14 protein-coding genes are annotated in these 15,121 nt (G+C 73.2%); 5 read left to right on the top strand and 9 right to left on the bottom strand.

From position 1 onward, the window contains the following. Positions 1-12: 12 nt before the first annotated feature. The 8 genes from moeZ to ABZ854_RS12965 all read right to left on the bottom strand — a co-directional run bounded on the left by moeZ (position 13) and on the right by ABZ854_RS12965 (position 9,336). A complete protein-coding gene (moeZ, locus tag ABZ854_RS13000; protein WP_361208669.1) occupies positions 13-1,191 on the bottom strand; it encodes an adenylyltransferase/sulfurtransferase MoeZ in 1,179 nt (392 codons plus the stop codon). A 63-nt stretch (positions 1,192-1,254) separates the two neighbouring features. Continuing rightward, on the bottom strand, positions 1,255-2,073 hold the full coding sequence (locus ABZ854_RS12995; protein ID WP_361208666.1) for a spherulation-specific family 4 protein: 819 nt from the start codon (positions 2,071-2,073) through the stop codon (positions 1,255-1,257). Continuing rightward, positions 2,061-3,020, bottom strand: a complete 960-nt coding sequence (locus ABZ854_RS12990) for an NAD-dependent epimerase/dehydratase family protein (protein ID WP_361208663.1) — start codon at positions 3,018-3,020, stop codon at positions 2,061-2,063. The genes ABZ854_RS12995 and ABZ854_RS12990 overlap by 13 nt, the downstream gene beginning before the upstream one ends. A 67-nt stretch (positions 3,021-3,087) precedes the next feature. Next, a complete protein-coding gene (locus ABZ854_RS12985) occupies positions 3,088-3,372 on the bottom strand; it encodes a hypothetical protein (RefSeq protein WP_361208660.1) in 285 nt (94 codons plus the stop codon). Beyond that, positions 3,369-4,505, bottom strand: coding sequence for a hypothetical protein (locus ABZ854_RS12980; RefSeq protein WP_361208657.1), 1,137 nt, complete (start codon positions 4,503-4,505; stop codon positions 3,369-3,371). Before ABZ854_RS12980 ends, ABZ854_RS12985 begins: the two co-directional genes overlap by 4 nt. 260 nt (positions 4,506-4,765) lie before the next feature. Then, on the bottom strand, positions 4,766-6,487 hold the full coding sequence (locus ABZ854_RS12975) for a DUF3492 domain-containing protein (protein ID WP_361208654.1): 1,722 nt from the start codon (positions 6,485-6,487) through the stop codon (positions 4,766-4,768). A 234-nt stretch (positions 6,488-6,721) separates the two neighbouring features. After that, positions 6,722-8,299: a DUF3152 domain-containing protein gene (locus tag ABZ854_RS12970; protein ID WP_361208651.1), complete on the bottom strand. Its 1,578-nt coding sequence runs from the start codon at positions 8,297-8,299 to the stop codon at positions 6,722-6,724. A gap of 8 nt (positions 8,300-8,307) precedes the next feature. Continuing rightward, a complete protein-coding gene (locus ABZ854_RS12965) occupies positions 8,308-9,336 on the bottom strand; it encodes an alpha/beta hydrolase (RefSeq protein WP_361208648.1) in 1,029 nt (342 codons plus the stop codon). Between the two features lie 231 nt (positions 9,337-9,567). Between ABZ854_RS12965 and ABZ854_RS12960 the strand changes: the two genes are divergently transcribed. The 4 genes from ABZ854_RS12960 (at position 9,568) to ABZ854_RS12945 (ending at position 11,462) form a co-directional block, all read left to right on the top strand. Next, complete coding sequence (locus ABZ854_RS12960) at positions 9,568-9,792, top strand: hypothetical protein (RefSeq protein ID WP_361208645.1); 225 nt, start codon at positions 9,568-9,570, stop codon at positions 9,790-9,792. Positions 9,793-9,949: 157 nt separating this feature from the next. After that, the gene (locus tag ABZ854_RS12955) at positions 9,950-10,591 is read left to right on the top strand and encodes a TetR/AcrR family transcriptional regulator (RefSeq protein ID WP_129306775.1); all 642 of its coding nucleotides are present in this window, start codon (positions 9,950-9,952) and stop codon (positions 10,589-10,591) included. A 179-nt stretch (positions 10,592-10,770) separates the two neighbouring features. Then, the gene (locus ABZ854_RS12950; RefSeq protein WP_361208641.1) at positions 10,771-10,998 is read left to right on the top strand and encodes a DUF3107 domain-containing protein; all 228 of its coding nucleotides are present in this window, start codon (positions 10,771-10,773) and stop codon (positions 10,996-10,998) included. Positions 10,999-11,192: 194 nt separating this feature from the next. Then, a complete protein-coding gene (locus tag ABZ854_RS12945; RefSeq protein WP_361208639.1) occupies positions 11,193-11,462 on the top strand; it encodes a hypothetical protein in 270 nt (89 codons plus the stop codon). 126 nt (positions 11,463-11,588) lie between these two features. On the opposite strand, the gene ABZ854_RS12940 is transcribed toward ABZ854_RS12945, so the two are convergent. Then, a complete protein-coding gene (locus tag ABZ854_RS12940) occupies positions 11,589-12,356 on the bottom strand; it encodes a ferritin-like fold-containing protein (protein ID WP_361208636.1) in 768 nt (255 codons plus the stop codon). A 529-nt stretch (positions 12,357-12,885) separates the two neighbouring features. Between ABZ854_RS12940 and ABZ854_RS12935 the strand changes: the two genes are divergently transcribed. Continuing rightward, positions 12,886-15,121: DEAD/DEAH box helicase (locus tag ABZ854_RS12935; RefSeq protein WP_361208633.1), on the top strand; the 2,236-nt coding region annotated here is incomplete at its 3' end.

Here is a 15,121-nt window from a genome sequence, read left to right as displayed (position 1 = left end):
CGGGTAACCGGCTCAGTAGACCGGCTTGTCCGGCTCGATCTGGTTGACCCAGCCGATCACGCCGCCGCCGACGTGGACCGCGTCCGCGAAGCCCGCGGACTTCAGGACGGCGAGGACTTCCGCACTTCGGACACCCGTCTTGCAATGCAGGACGATCTTCTTGTCCTGCGGCAGGCTCTCCAGGGCGGAGCCCATCAGGAACTCGTTCTTCGGGATCAGCTTGGCGCCCGGGATGGAGACGATCTCGTACTCGTTCGGCTCGCGGACGTCGATGATCTCGATGTTCTCGCCGTCGTCGATCCACTCCTTGAGCTGCTTGGGAGTGATCGTCGCGTCGGCCGCCGCCGCCTGGGCCTCCTCGGAGACGACGCCGCAGAAGGCCTCGTAGTCGATGAGCTCGGTGACGGTCGGGTTGTCGCCGCAGACCGCGCAGTTGGGGTCCTTGCGGACCTTGACCTGGCGGTACTGCATCTCCAGGGCGTCGTAGATCATCAGCCGGCCGACCAGCGGCTCGCCGATGCCCGCGAGGAGCTTGATGGCCTCGTTGACCTGGATGGAGCCGATGGACGCGCAGAGCACGCCCAGCACGCCGCCCTCGGCGCAGGAGGGGACCATGCCCGGGGGCGGGGGCTCCGGGTAGAGGCAGCGGTAGCAGGGGCCGTGCTCGGACCAGAACACCGAGGCCTGGCCGTCGAAGCGGTAGATCGAACCCCACACGTACGGCTTGTTCAGCAGCACACAGGCGTCGTTGACCAGGTAGCGGGTCGCGAAGTTGTCCGTGCCGTCGACGATGAGGTCGTACTGGCTGAAGATGTCCATCACGTTGTCGGCCTCGAGCCGCACCTCGTGGAGGACCACGTTCACCAGCGGGTTGATGCCCCTGACGGTGTCCCGCGCGGACTCGGCCTTGGAGCGGCCGATGTCGGACTGGCTGTGGATGACCTGACGCTGCAGGTTCGACTCGTCGACCTCGTCGAAGTCCACGATGCCGAGCGTGCCCACGCCCGCCGCGGCCATGTACATCAGCCCCGGCGAGCCCAGGCCACCGGCGCCCACAAAGAGCACCTTGGCGTTCTTCAGCCGCTTCTGCCCGTCCATCCCGACGTCGGGGATGATCAGGTGGCGGGAGTACCGGCGGACCTCGTCTACGGTGAGCTCAGAAGCTGGCTCGACCAGGGGTGGCAGCGACACGGGGACTCCGTTGGTCGGTCAATCACTACGGTTGTTCTCCCCGTAACACTGCCACGGCCATCTTCATTCCGAGACACCTGTTCCGATACGCGAGACGATTTCGTCCCAGTAGCCGGGCATGGTCTCCCACGGGTCCACGCGCCCGCCGCGATCGGTGTGGTCGGTGAGGTAGATCGTGGCGGCGCCCTGCCAGCGCGCGATGCGCAGTGCCTCGTCCAGGTGGCCCAGCGGCACACCGTGCACGAAGTGGCAGAAGCGGTCCGGCGGATAGTCCGCGGTCCATTCGGCGACCTGCGACCAGCGGTAGGCGGACCAGGGACCGGAGAAGGTCACCAACTGCTCGGCGCTCTCGGCGAAGCCCGGGTGCGGGTGGGTGCCGTGGCCGAGGACGATGTGAGCGTCCTCACGCAGCGCCCGCAGGCAGGCGACGGTGCGGCGCACCTCGGGGAGCGCGGTCCGCTCGGCGGGACAGTGGTCGATCAGGAAGCCGTCGACCTGGTACCAGTCGAGGTAGCGATGGGCGTCGGGAAGCAGGTCCGGAAGGGTACTGCCCCGGACGCCGCGCCCCCGGCCCCCGGTGTACCCGCTGCCGTACCCGCCGTAGCGGCCGCCAGGACCGCTGCCGGGGTCGGCGTCCAAGTGGCCGAGGACGCGGACGCCGGCGTTGCGCAGCCGGCCCGCCGCCTCCAGGCAGTGCGGGTCGGGACGGGTGCCGGGCCCGGCGGCGACGTTGAGCACCACCCAGTCCACGGGCGCGCCGGGGCGGGCGAGTTCGGCCCACTGGGCGGGGGCGACGAGGGGGTGGGCGTAGCCGGGGACGCCGAGAGCGGTGCGTACGCCGGTGCCGGTGGTGCCTGTCGTGGTGCTGGTCAGATGCGGCATGCCGCCTCCATCCAGATGTCTGCCAGGGATTCTTCGAGGTTGATCCGGGGCCGCCAGCCGAGCCGGTCGCGGGCGGTACGGACGTCGGCCTGCTGCCAGCTGCCGCAGCCGTCGGGATACGGGTACGCGACCGGTGACGCGTGGTCGGAGTCGGGGCGCGGGTGGCCGATGGCTGCGCGCAGGGGTCCGGGCGGGGCGTCGAGTTCGTGCAGCGCGCCGCCGTATCCGGCGACGCGGGCGAGGACGGCGGCCGCGTCGCGCAGCCGGACGGCGCGGCCGGAGCCGATGTTGATGACGCCCTGCGCGGCCGAGAGCGAGGCGGCGTGCACGGCGCGGGCGACGTCACGGACGTCGACGAAGTCCCGCTGGACACCGAGGCCGCCGAGCTTCAGCTCGCCGTCGCCGGACTGCATGGCGCGGCGCATGGCCTCGGCGAGCCGGCCGAGCGGTGACCCGGCCGGGGTGCCCGGTCCGGCGGGTGAGAACACGCGGAGCACGACGGCGTCCAGGCCGGAGCCGAGGACCAGTTCGGTCGCGGCAAGCTTGCTGACGCCGTACGGGCCGCCGGGCCGGGGGACTGCGTCCTCGGCCGTGGAGGAGCCGGGCTGGCTCGGCCCGTACTCGGCACTGCACCCGAGCTGCACCAGGCGGGCGCCGCAGCCGCTGCGCCGCAGCGCCTCGCAGACGGTGGCCACAGCGACCGTGTTGTGCCGGGTCAGGTCGCGGGCACCGCCCCGGGTGGCTCCGGCGCAGTTGACGACGACCCCGGGGTGGACCGCGTCGAGGAAGCGGGTGAGCGCGCCGGGGCTGCCGGTGGCGAGGTCGAAGCGGACGTCGGCGTCGTCGCCCCGGCCGAGCGCGGTGAGCTGGACGGCGGGGTCGGCGAGCAGACGGTCGGCCACGAAGCGGCCGAGGTATCCGTTGGCTCCGATCAGCAGGACCCTCATCGGGCGGCTCCCGGAGTGTGCGTTCCGGCTGTTCCGGAGCTGGTGGACGCTCCGGGTCGGGAGGTGGTCATCTGGTCTTCTCCTTCGCGGGGATGGTGGGGTCGCCTCCGGCGTGCCGGGCGCCTGCGGCCGGATGGGGTGCCGCCACGCGGTTGCGGTGGTCGGCGGTCTGAGTGCCGTCAGGGGACGGGCGGGTGACGGTGGTCTGCGCGGCACCCCGGGCCGGGCGGGTGACGGAGGTCTCGCTGCCGCCGCTCGTCGGTCCGGTAGTGAGGGTCGGCGCGGTCCCGGTGCCGTCGTGCGCCGGGCGGGTGGTGGAGGACCGGCGCCGGGGCGGGGGCGGGGGCGTCACTCGGGGGCTCCCGTCGGTGCGTGGGCCGAGGCTCGGGTGAGGGTGCGGGTCGCGTGGAGCATCAGGGCCAACGCGGCGGTGCCGCAGGCGAGTGCCGGGACGCTGCCGGGCCCCCACGTGTCCACGAGGGTGTCGACGGGGGTGGCCAGGAAGCCGCAGCCCGGCAGCCGGCCGGCCAGGGCCAGGGCGGGGGCCGCCGCCTCGGTCATCGCCGCCGCGAAGAGGGCGAGTGCGGGAGCGTGCCGACGGCGGTGCACGGTGAGGAGGCGGGCGAGCAGCAGGAGGGCACCGAGGGTGAGGGTCTGCGGGTAGGCCGCCGACTCGTGCAGCAGGCCGCCGCACAGGGCGAGCAGGGCCGCGAGGGCGCCGAGGAACAGGACGAAGGCGCCCCACAGCAGGGGTTGCGCGGCGGCCCTGAACTCGTCCAGGCCGCGGCTGCGGGCGAGCCTGCGGCGGGCACCCGCGGTGAGCAGGTGCGCGCACCAGGCCGCCGGGGCACAGGCCAGCAGGAGCGCCAGGGCGGGTGCGGTGGCGAGGGGCCACGGGTCGTCCGCCGCGCCGGTCGGCAGGCTGTCGGGGCCGCCTTCGACGACGGAGCGCAGGAGTCCGTCGCCGAGGACGGCGTAGCCGAGGAGCCAGAGGGCGCACGCCCGTGTGCCGGCCGCGGCGCGCCTCGCACGCGTGCCCAGGGGCGCTCTCAGGGGGCCGCGACGCAGGGCCGCGCGGATCGCGAGGGCCACCATGAGCAGTCCGCCCACGACCAGCAGCGGGCGAACCCGGCCATGGGTGAGGTGCAGCCCCACCACGACGGCCGTGCCGAGGGCGCCCGGCAGGAGGCTGAGCAGTACCCAGTCCGCGCGGACGCGGGGCGTGGGTAGGGGCTCGGTGGCCGGGGCGGGTTCGCCGTCGCGGGGCACGCGCGCGTACAGCTCCTCCGCGAGGGAGAAGACGTCCCGGTGCCGGAACCGGGCGGCGGTGCGATCGGTGACGCCGTGCGCCTCCAGACCGGCGGCGATCTCCAGCGGGTCGACCGCGCGCTCGCACAGGTCCCGGTGCCGGTGCAGCAGGGCTTTGACGGGGTCGGCGGGACCGCGGCGAGGGGTGGCCGTACGGCTCGCGGCGTCCACCGCCATGCGGGACGGGGCTTCCTGCGCCGATGCCGCGAAAGAGGGAGAGGAAGAGGGAGAGGTGGAGGGACCGGTGGGAGCGACCGGGTCGAGGCTCTCCCGCGAGAAACCGTCCAGCCATTGAGCCGACCGCGCGTCCCACGCCTCCGCGCCGCTCGGCGCCGCGGGCAGGTCCGCGCGGGCCGGCTCGTTCGCGCTCGGGCCGGCGCCTCTCTCGGATCCGCCTCGGGTGGTGTCCGCCCCGCCAGGGGCGCTCCCGCCGGTGCTCATCGGGCCCCCTCGGTCGCCGCCAGGGTGGGGGTGCTCACGGGAGTGGTGGCGGCCCAGCCCGGGGTGGTGGGGTCGGTCCAGTGGCCGGGGACGTGGGCCTCGGGCGGGGTGGCGAACGGCAGGGGCTCACCGGTCTCGCCGAGCACGACCCGGTGCACCGGGCAGTGCGAGACGATCTCCAGGTAAATGCCGTGAAATGCCGCGATGTTCTGCTCGACGGTGAACAGTTCGAGAGCCCGGGCCCGGGCCGCGGCGCCCAGGCGCTCACGGCGCTCGGGGTCCAGCAGCAGTGCCCCGCACGCCTCGGCGAGCGCGCGCGGATTGCGCGGGGGCACGACGAGCCCCGTCCCGCCGATGACCTCCACCACCGCCCCGGCGTCCGTGGACACCGTGGCACGGCCGCAGAACATGGCTTCGACGAGGCTGATCGGGAAGCCCTCGACGACGCTGGACAGAACGACGACCGCGCCGGAGGCGTACGCGTCGGCCGGGGTCGGGGCCTCGGGACCGCCGATCTCCTCGAAGGAGACGGGGTTGTCCCCGACGGCGTGCACGCCCTCCGCCTCGTCCGGGAAGAGTTGCGCCGCCAGCGCCCGGCAGTGGCCCAGGTAGGCCTCGCCCTCCGGCCCCGCCGAGGCTCCTACGATGCGCAGGCGGGCCTTGGGCCGCTCCTTGCGGATCTCGGTGAAGGCGTGCAGGAGGGACACCAGGTCCTTGGCCGGTTCCACTCGCCCGACCCAGACCAGGGTGTCCGGGTCGGCCCGGTCGGGTGCCTCGCCGACCTCGGCGAAGGGTTCGGCGTCCATGCCGGAGTAGACCGTGCGGATCTTGGCGCGGTCGGCGCCGCAGCGCTCCTGCCAGCGCCGCGCGTGCGCGTTGCCGGGGGTGATGACGGCGGCCCGGCGGTAGGTCTCGGCGGCCAGCCGACCGTGGAAGGCGGCGAGCAGGGCGCGCACGGCGGGGGCGGCGGCGTCGGGGCCGGAGGCGTCGGGACCGAGGCCCAGGTAGTGCGAGCGGAGCCGCACGCCGTACTCGGTGACCAGCAGTGGTACGTCGGAGAAGTGCAGGGCCAGCAGTCCGGGCAGGGCGGCGGGGCCGCCGGCCGTGGCGTGACAGAGGTCCGCCGCGCCGAGGCCGTCGTCGCCGTACCAGTCGAGGGAGAGGGGGCGCAGGGCGCGTTCGAGGTGGGCGGCGACGGTGAGCAGGTCGGGCACCCGCGCCTCGCGCGCCGTGCGCGGCGCGCCGGGGGCGCGGCAGGCGCGCTCCAGGGTGCGCACGGCGGTGTCGGAGCGGAGCGCCGCCACCAGTCCGCCTTCGTCGCGGGCGAGTTCGGCGAGGCCGTACAGCGCACTGCCGAAACGGTCCGCCAGGTGAGAGCACGGGGCAGCGGAGTCGTCGGCGCCGTCCGGTTCGGGGGCGGGCGCGGCGTCGGTGCCCAGCGCCGCGACCAGTTCGCCGTAGCACTCGGTGAACCTGCGGCGCGCGCGCCTGCCGTACACGACCCCGTCGTCCTCGGCCGTCCACAGCGGGGCCGTCCGCACCCGGCTGACCTGTGGTGGGAGCGGGACCCAGCCCTCTTCTTCCTGCTGCCGACCGAGGCTGAGCGCATGGACGTCGAACTCGTGCTGCCCGAGCCCGCGCACGAGCCGGTCGCACCAGAGCCTGGCGTCACCGCTCACATACGGATAGCCACCTTCCGTAAGCAGTCCGATGCGCACGTGTGCACCCCCGATCTCCCGTGAGTCTTCAGCCGCCGTTGACCCCGGCGGCTCGCAGCGGGACGAACGTATGCGGACAAGGCGGTGGCGCGACGGACGGTTGTCCATCGCGCCACCAAAAGGGGTGAACGGTCGTAACTTTCGCGTGCGCGCCGCGTTCCGGCGCGCTAGGGAATCACAGGGTGATCGGTCGGCCGCGAAACGTTACTGCTGAGGGGTTCGGTGACCGGCGGCTCAGCCCTTCGGGTAGGGCCAGGGGTTGGCCAGGCAGTGGATGCCGTCGTGGTCGAGGAACTTCGTCTGCTGCTGCATGACGGGGGCGAGTTCGCCGTTCTTGCGGCAGAGCTCGTGGTTGTGGCCGAGACGGTGGCCGACCTCGTGGTTGATGAGCATCTGCCGGTAGGCGTAGATCTTGTCGCCGTACGTCGCGCTGCCCTGGGCCCACCGGTAGGCGTTGATCATCACGCGCCGGGTGGCGGCCGAGTCGCAGGAGACGTTCTCCTCGGCGGTGTCCAGGCCGGACTTGGCGCACCAGGTGGCGGTCGTGCCGGGGCTGGCGAGCGTGATGACGAAGTCGGCCTTGCCGGAGGAGACGCGCTCGAAGGTGCGGGCACCGTCGTGCGACCAACTGCGGTTGTCGTTCAGCGTCTTCTGGACGGCCTCGGCGAACAGCGCGCCGTCCAGGCCGAGTCCGTGCTCGATGTCCACCCGGTACGTGTACTTCTGGCCCTTGCCGGGCGCCTTGTCGGTGCCGGGGACGGTGTCGAACGTGCCCGGGCCCTTCAGCTTCACGTCGAGCGGGTACTTCTTGTTCATCTTCTGCTCGTACGTCAGCGGCACCGGGGAGGGGGTCGCCCGGCCGTCGCCGCGGGAGGCGGGGTCGTGGGTGTCGCGCCCCTGGTCCGTGGCGGACTGGGACCGCACGGCGCCGCCCTCATGCCCGTCGGCGACCTGACCGGCGACGACGACCGCGAGCACGGTGGTGACGGCCGCGGCCGCGATGCCGGTGAACGCCTTGCCCTTGCCGCCGCCCTTCCGCGGTGCGGGGACACCGCTCGGGGGCGCGTCGGCGTCCCCGTCACCGCCGCCTGCCGCGGAGGGGTCGAGCACGGGCGCGTACGGCTCCCGCGCCCGCTCGGACTCGGTGCGGCCCGGTGTCCCGGCGTGGGGTGCGAAGACGTCGACGTCCTCCTCGCCGAAAGCGTCGAGGTAGTCCTGCCGAGGCTCGCGCGCGACCGAACCGGGTGCACCGGGGCCACCCGGACCGGCCGGCCGACCCTGCCGTTGCCGGGGAAAGGCGCTACCGGCCGCGTGCGGTGCCAGGCCCGGACCGGCTCCCGGCGCACCACCGGACGGCCCGAACTCGCCCCATCCGCCCCCGCCTTCCCACTGCTCGGGATGACCACCCCGCACCTGCGGCCCGCCGTGCGGCACACCGTCCCCGGACACCCGCGGCACACCCCTCGCGGGGGTGCCGCCGGGGAAGCGCGGAACACCATGGACCGGCGTCCCGTCAGGCAGCCTTGGTACGCCACGGACCGGCGTCCCGTCGGGGTGGCGCGGCATGTTCCCAGTGCCGTATCGCGGGTCAGGGCCCACCGGGCGGGCGGGGGCGGCCCCGTCGGCCGGGCGCGGTGGCGTCCCGCCCTCCGCTGCCCGGCGCTGACCGGGCAGCCCCGGCGTCCTGGGCGATCCCGCGGCAGCTTCGGGGCTCGGGCCCGTGCCCGGCTCCGCGCCGTGTCCGCCCCTGCGGCGGGCTGTCTCCGCCGCGTCGTCCTTCGGGGCCGGTCCGCGTCGGCTGTGGCGTCCCACCTCGGCTTTCAGCTCCCTGTGTCCATGGAAGTGACATCGTCTCCGGCGGCCGCGACAGGGCCCTCCGCTCTCGACTCGTCCAACTCCCCGACCCCTCTCAGGAGTTCCCGGAAGGCGCCGGCCACCACCTCCGGGTACTCCATCATGGCCACGTGGCCGGCGTCCGGCAGGGACAGCAGGCGGGAGTCACGGAAGGAACGGGCGGCCTTCTGCGCCATGCGGTGGCCGACGAGTTGGTCGCGGCCGCCGTAGATCAGGAGGGTCGGGGCGAGGACGCGCTCGGCCTGACGCCACAGCCCCTGCTGCCCTCCGAGGGTGTAGGCGTTGACCAGCCCGCGCGCGGAGCGGGCCATCGCGTCCCAGAAGTACGGCAGGCTCAGTCGCCGCTCCAGTTCCTCGACCGCGTTCTGGAACGCCTCGGGCGACACACGCGCGGGATCGCCGTAGCAGAGCGCCATGACGCCGCGGACCCGCTGTTCGGCCGTCCACTCCCTGGTGATCCGGGTGAACAGCGCGGCCACCCCGGGTACACCCAGCAGGGCTGTCGGCACGGCGGTCCGCTGCACCCGCAGCTCCGGCAGGGCGGGCGAGACGAGGGTCAGGGTCCGGACGAGGTCCGGGCGTACGGCGGCCACGCGCGTTACGACCGCGCCGCCGAGGGAGTTGCCGAACAGGTGGACCGGGCCGCGCCCGGCGACGTCGAGGAAACGGATGCACGCGCGCGCGTGGGCGGTGACGGAGTAGTTGCCGTCGTCCGGCGGCGGCGAGTCACCGAAGCCGGGCAGGTCGACCGCCTCGCCGTCGACGACGCCGGCCAGCTCCGCCATCAGCGCCGACCAGTTCTGCGAGGAGCCGCCCAGCCCGTGGACGTACAGAGCGGGTGGCAGACCCTCGCGCGCGGGGGGCCGCGAACGGACCGACAGGGTCGCCCCCGGCAGCCGCACCGACCTCAGCCGCTCGCCCTCCCCGACACTGACGGGTGCCACCTTCGGGAGGACACTCGCGGCCGGTAGGGACGGCGACTCGGTCGAAGACATGCGGCAATGTTACGAGGTGATCACGTCGTGGTTCGTGTGTTCGCCGTCACAGCATCGCGGTCGGGATGCCGAGGCCGACCCCGGAAAGTCCCCGGGAGACAGGGCGGAAGCGGCCCGATCGGGACGGTCGATGACATGGCGTCGCGATCAGGTGTCTCCTACGCTCGTAGAAAGGGCACCCGCATGTGGCCCCTGCGTGTTCCGGGGACGTTCGTAGGAAGGGAGCCCACCATGGCCTATGACCCCACCGAGCCCGGCACCATCGATGACCTGGCACGGGACGACAGCCCGGAGATCGACGTCGAGGCCGCCGAGGGGGACGCCGTCGAGCAGCACGCGGACCTCGCCGCGGAGCGCGACGACCCTCTGACGGGAGTCGACCAGGACCGCGCGAACGAGGCCGATCTCGCCGAGCAGGCGCGCGTGGTCCGGCTCGACGAGGACGACTACCGCTGACCTCCGGCGACGCACTCCGACCGGGTCGGGACGCTTCGCGGCTTTCGTCGCCGTCCGGTACGTGAAATTCTGCGCTCTCACCGCGCACACCACGGTTACCGAAAAGTACGATGGGTCGCGCGGCCGACACCGCATGTGGACGACTTTGGGAGGCGGCGTGACAGCCATCGAGCAAACTGAGGCGGCACGCCCGCGCGGCACCCGTCTGCCGCGCCGAGCTCGACGGAACCAGCTGCTGGGCGCCGCCCAGGAGGTCTTCGTCGCGCAGGGCTATCACGCGGCGGCGATGGACGACATCGCCGAGCGGGCCGGCGTCAGCAAGCCGGTGCTCTACCAGCACTTCCCCGGCAAGCTCGACCTCTACCTCGCCCTGCTGGACCAGCACTGCGAGGCGTTGATCCAGGCCGTGCGCGGCGCGCTCGCCTCGACGACGGACAACAAGCAGCGCGTGCGGGCGACCATGGACGCGTACTTCGCGTACGTGGAGGACGAGGGCGGCGCCTTCCGTCTGGTGTTCGAGTCGGACCTCACGAACGAGCCCGCGGTGCGCGAGCGCGTCGACAAGGTCACCAACGAGTGCGCCGAGGCGATCTGCGACGTCATCGCCGAGGACACAGGCCTCGCCCGCCCGGAGTCGATGCTGCTCGCCTCCGGCCTCGGCGGGCTCGCCCAGGTGGTGGCGCGCGCCTGGCTGCACAGCGACCGCACCGTGCCGCGCGACCAGGCGGCCCAGCTGCTGGCCTCGCTCGCCTGGAGGGGCATCGCCGGGTTCCCCCTGCACGGCACCGAGCACCACTGACGCCGGGCGGTTCCCGCGGGGACGCGGCGCCGTTCCGGCGTCGTCGCGGAAATGTTCCCGCGGGCTGTTCGCTGTTGGCGTTCCCGCCGAGCAGCGTGTACGTCCCCTCACCGGGCTAATGTGTGCTGCGTACGGCGCGGAAGATCGCGCACATCACTGACCGTCGGAGGGACATAGCCGTGGAGGTCAAGATCGGCGTGCAGCACGCGCCCCGCGAGATCGTTCTGGAGAGCGGTCAGAGCGTCGAGGACGTCGAGCGGGTGGTGGCCGACGCGCTGGCCGGGAAGTCGACGCTGCTGAGCCTTGAGGACGAGAAGGGCCGCAAGGTCCTGGTCCCGGCCGACCGCCTGGCGTACGTGGAGATCGGCGAGCCGACGGTCCGCAAGGTGGGCTTCGGAGCGCTGTAGTCCTCATACAGCGACGAAGGGCCCGGCGGCACTGTGCCGCCGGGCCCTTTTCCTCGTACACGCCGTCGTGCACGCGTGCGTCGTACACACAGACGGCGCACACTTCCCTCACAGCCGATGATTGCAATGCGCAGGTCACGGGTATGACGGGCTACGACCGTGAAGCGCGGGCCGGCCGTGGGAGGGACCTCGACATGATCCTGGAAGTGCTCGGATCCGCCGTGCTGGGTCTGGTCCTGGCGTTCGCGGCGACCAGGCGCCTCGCGCACCGGCTGCCCGCCCAGCCGCTGGTGTACGCGACGGCCGTCGCCGGCGCCCTCTTCGGCGACTTCGTCACCCACAGCGCCCTAGGCCCCGGCACCGTCCTGCTGAGCCTCCTGGGCGCGGCGATCGTCTCGGCGTCCTCCCTGTCCCTCCTGCTCCGCCCGTCACACCACCTGCACCGCAGATCAGCACCGGCGTGACCAGGAGCGCGGAGCGCCCCGCAAGGGGCGCGGGACTGTGTCTGATGTGCGGCGCCGCCGCGTGGGCGCGACCAGCCACAACGCACCCGCAGCCGCGCAGGCAACCGGGCCCACCCCGCGGGAGCGCTACGCGGCCAAGCCGAGCGCGGCCATCCGCTTGGTGTGCGCCTCAGTGATCCGCGAGAACATCCTGCCGACCTCGGCGAGATCGAACCCGTCGGCCACCCCGCCCACCAGCATCGTGGAAAGCGCGTCCCGGTCGGCGACCACCCGCTGGGACTGCGACAGCGCCTCCCCCATCAGCCGTCGCGCCCACAGCGCCAGCCGGCCGCCCACGCGCGGCTCGGCCTCGATGGCGGCCCGCACCTTCTCGACGGCGAACTCGGCGTGCCCCGTGTCGTCCAGGACGGCCAGAACCAGTTCCCGGGTGTCGCTGTCGAGGCGGGCGGCGACCTCCCGGTAGAAGTCGCTCGCGATCGAGTCGCCGACGTAGGCCTTGACCAGGCCCTCCAGCCAGTCCGAGGGCGCCGTCTGCCGGTGGAAGCCGTCGAGGGCGGCGACGAACGGGTCCATCGCGGCGGTCGGCTCCTCGCCGATCTCGGTCAGCCGGTCCCGCAGCCGCTCGAAGTGGTGGAACTCGGCCGAGGCCATCTTGGCCAGCTCCGCCTTGTCCGCCAGGGTCGGCGCCAGCTTGGCGTCCTCGGCGAGCCGCTCGAACGCCGCCAGCTCTCCGTACGCGAGGGCGCCGAGCAGGTCCACGACGGCCGCGCGGTACTGCGGGTCGGCGGCGGCCTGCGCCCAGTCCTGGGCGGCGACACCGGTGTGCCGGCCGGGTGCGGCGGACCCGCTCTCAGGCTTGGCGGGCGCGTTCTCAGGCTTGTCAGAGCTAGTCATGAGGCGCACAATAGCCCGCTCCCCGCGTGCGGGAGGCGGCCGGCCGAGCGGTGTGACGGCGACTACGTGACCAATTCGGCCATCGCATGTGCGCGATTCCGGGGTATGGTGGTAATGCGCCTGCAGAGTGGGTCGACGTATCTCGACGTCCTCGACAGGCCGCACGTATGAGGATGCCCGGTCGGTGGCCCGATCGGCTCCGACCCGACAGCCCTCCCGGCCGTACGGCACAGATGCGTACGACAAGGAGAGGGACACCCTCAGCGGTGAGAGCGCTGAGCCTGTCCGGTGGACAGGCTCTAAGAGCGTCGGCAGAGGTCCCGTGCTTTACGGCAGGCCCGAGTGGTTGGCCCGTATGGCAGCCGACGTCCCCGGCACGGTCCGTCAAAGACCCCCGCGCTCGCCTCGCGCCGCGCCACACAGAAGAGGCAGCATCCTGACTACGACGTTCCGAGACCTTGGGATCCTTCCCGAGACGGCCGAGGCCCTGGAGGCCGTCGGCATCATCACCCCCTTCCCCATCCAGGAGATGACGCTCCCGGTCGCCCTCTCGGGCACGGACGTCATCGGCCAGGCCAAGACCGGCACCGGCAAGACGCTGGGCTTCGGCCTCCCGCTCCTGGAGCGCGTCACCGTCCCCGCCGACGTCGAGGCCGGCCGCGCCGCCCCCGAGGCGGTCACCGACACCCCGCAGGCGCTCGTCGTGGTCCCCACGCGCGAGCTGTGCCAGCAGGTCACCAACGACCTGCTGACCGCGGGCAAGGTGCGCAACGTGCGCGTCACCGCGATCTACGGCGGCCGGGCCTACGAGCCCCAGGTGGAGGCCCTGAAGAAGGGCGTCGACGTGGTCGTCGGCACCCCCGGCCGGCTGATCGACCTCGCGGGCCAGAAGAAGCTCAACCTGAGCCACGTCAAGTGCCTGGTCCTCGACGAAGCCGACGAGATGCTCGACCTGGGCTTCCTGCCCGACGTCGAGAAGATCATCAACCTGCTGCCGACTCGCCGCCAGACCATGCTGTTCTCGGCGACCATGCCGGGCGCGGTCATCGGCCTCGCCCGCCGCTACATGTCGCAGCCGACGCACATCCGCGCCACCTCGCCCGACGGCGAGGGCGTGACGCTCGCGAACATCAAGCAGTTCGTCTACCGCGCGCACAACATGGACAAGCCGGAGATGGTCGCGCGCATACTGCAGGCCGAGGGCCGCGGTCTGGCGATGATCTTCTGCCGGACCAAGCGCACGGCGGCCGATATCGCCGAGCAGTTGCAGCGCCGCGGCTTCGCCTCCGGCGCGGTCCACGGCGACCTCGGCCAGGGCGCGCGCGAGCAGGCCCTGCGGGCGTTCCGCAACGGCAAGGTCGACGTGCTCGTCTGCACCGACGTCGCCGCGCGCGGTATCGACGTCGAGGGTGTCACGCACGTCATCAACTACCAGACGCCCGAGGACGAGAAGACGTACCTGCACCGCACCGGCCGTACGGGCCGCGCGGGCGCCAAGGGCACGGCGATCACGTTCGTCGACTGGGACGACATCCCGCGCTGGCAGCTGATCAACAAGGCGCTGGAGCTGGACTTCAACGACCCGGCGGAGACGTACTCGAGCTCCCCGCACCTGTTCACCGACCTCGGCATCCCCGAGGGCACCAAGGGCACCCTGCCGCGCTCGGAGCGGACCCGCGCCGGGCTCGACGCGGAGGACCTGGAGGACCTGGGCGAGACCGGTGGCCGCGGTGGCCGCGGGCGCGGTGGCCGAGGCGACCGGGGCGGCCGCTCCGAGTCCGGCGGCCAGGAGCCGGAGCGTTCGGCCCGTACGCCGCGCCGGCGCCGCCGCACGCGCAACGGAGCCCCGGTGGACGCCGGTACGGCCCCTGCGGCTACGGCACCCACGGCGCCCGGCACCGAGCAGGGCTTGGTGGAGGAGCCCGGGGCGAACCGCACTCCGCGCCGCCGTCGCCGTACCCGCGGCGGAGCGAACCGGACGGAGCCGGTGACGACCGCGGCGACCGTGACCACTGAAGCCCCTTCGGAGGCCGCCGTGGAGACGGTGGCCACGGCCGAGGGCGCGGCCACGCCGGCCGCCTCCGAGAAGCCGCGCCGCCGCCGCACCCGCAAGTCCGCGGAGACCCTTCCGGTGTCCGAGGCGCCGGCGACCGACGCCCCCGCGGCCGAGGTCCCGGCGACGGACGCCCCGGTAGTGGCAGAAGCCCCCGTGGTGGAAGCCCTGGTGGCGGACCCGGCCCCGAAGGCCAAGCCGCGCCGCCGCACCCGCAAGTCGGCCGAGTCGGCCGCGGAGGCCACCGAGGCCACCGAGGCCACCGAGGCCGCCGAGGCTGCGGTCGCGACGGCCGAGGTCATGGAGGACGCTCCCCCGGCGACCAAGCCGCGCCGGACCCGCAAGAAGGCCGTCGCCGCCGCACCGGAGACGGTCGAGGCCGAGACCGAGGCCAAGCCGCGCCGCACGCGCAAGACGGCAGCCGCCGCGGAATCCGCCGTCGACACGGCCGAAGCGGAGACCGAGGTCAAGCCGCGCCGGACCCGCAAGAAGGCCGTCGCCGCCGCACCGGAGACGGTCGACGCGGAGGCCGAGGTCAAGCCGCGCCGCACGCGCAAGACGGCAGCCGCCGCCGAAACCGCCGTCGACACGGCCGAAGCGGAGACCGAGGTCAAGCCGCGCCGGACCCGCAAGAAGGCCGTCGCCGCCGCACCGGAGACGGTCGAGGCCGAGACCGAGGCCAAGCCGCGCCGCACGCGCAAGACGGCAGCCG

The organism is Streptomyces sp. NPDC047028 (assembly GCF_040644095.1).
Classification (GTDB): domain Bacteria; phylum Actinomycetota; class Actinomycetes; order Streptomycetales; family Streptomycetaceae; genus Streptomyces.
The sequence above is the reverse complement of the archived record's forward strand: the minus strand, read 5'-3'. Positions and strand labels throughout refer to the sequence as shown.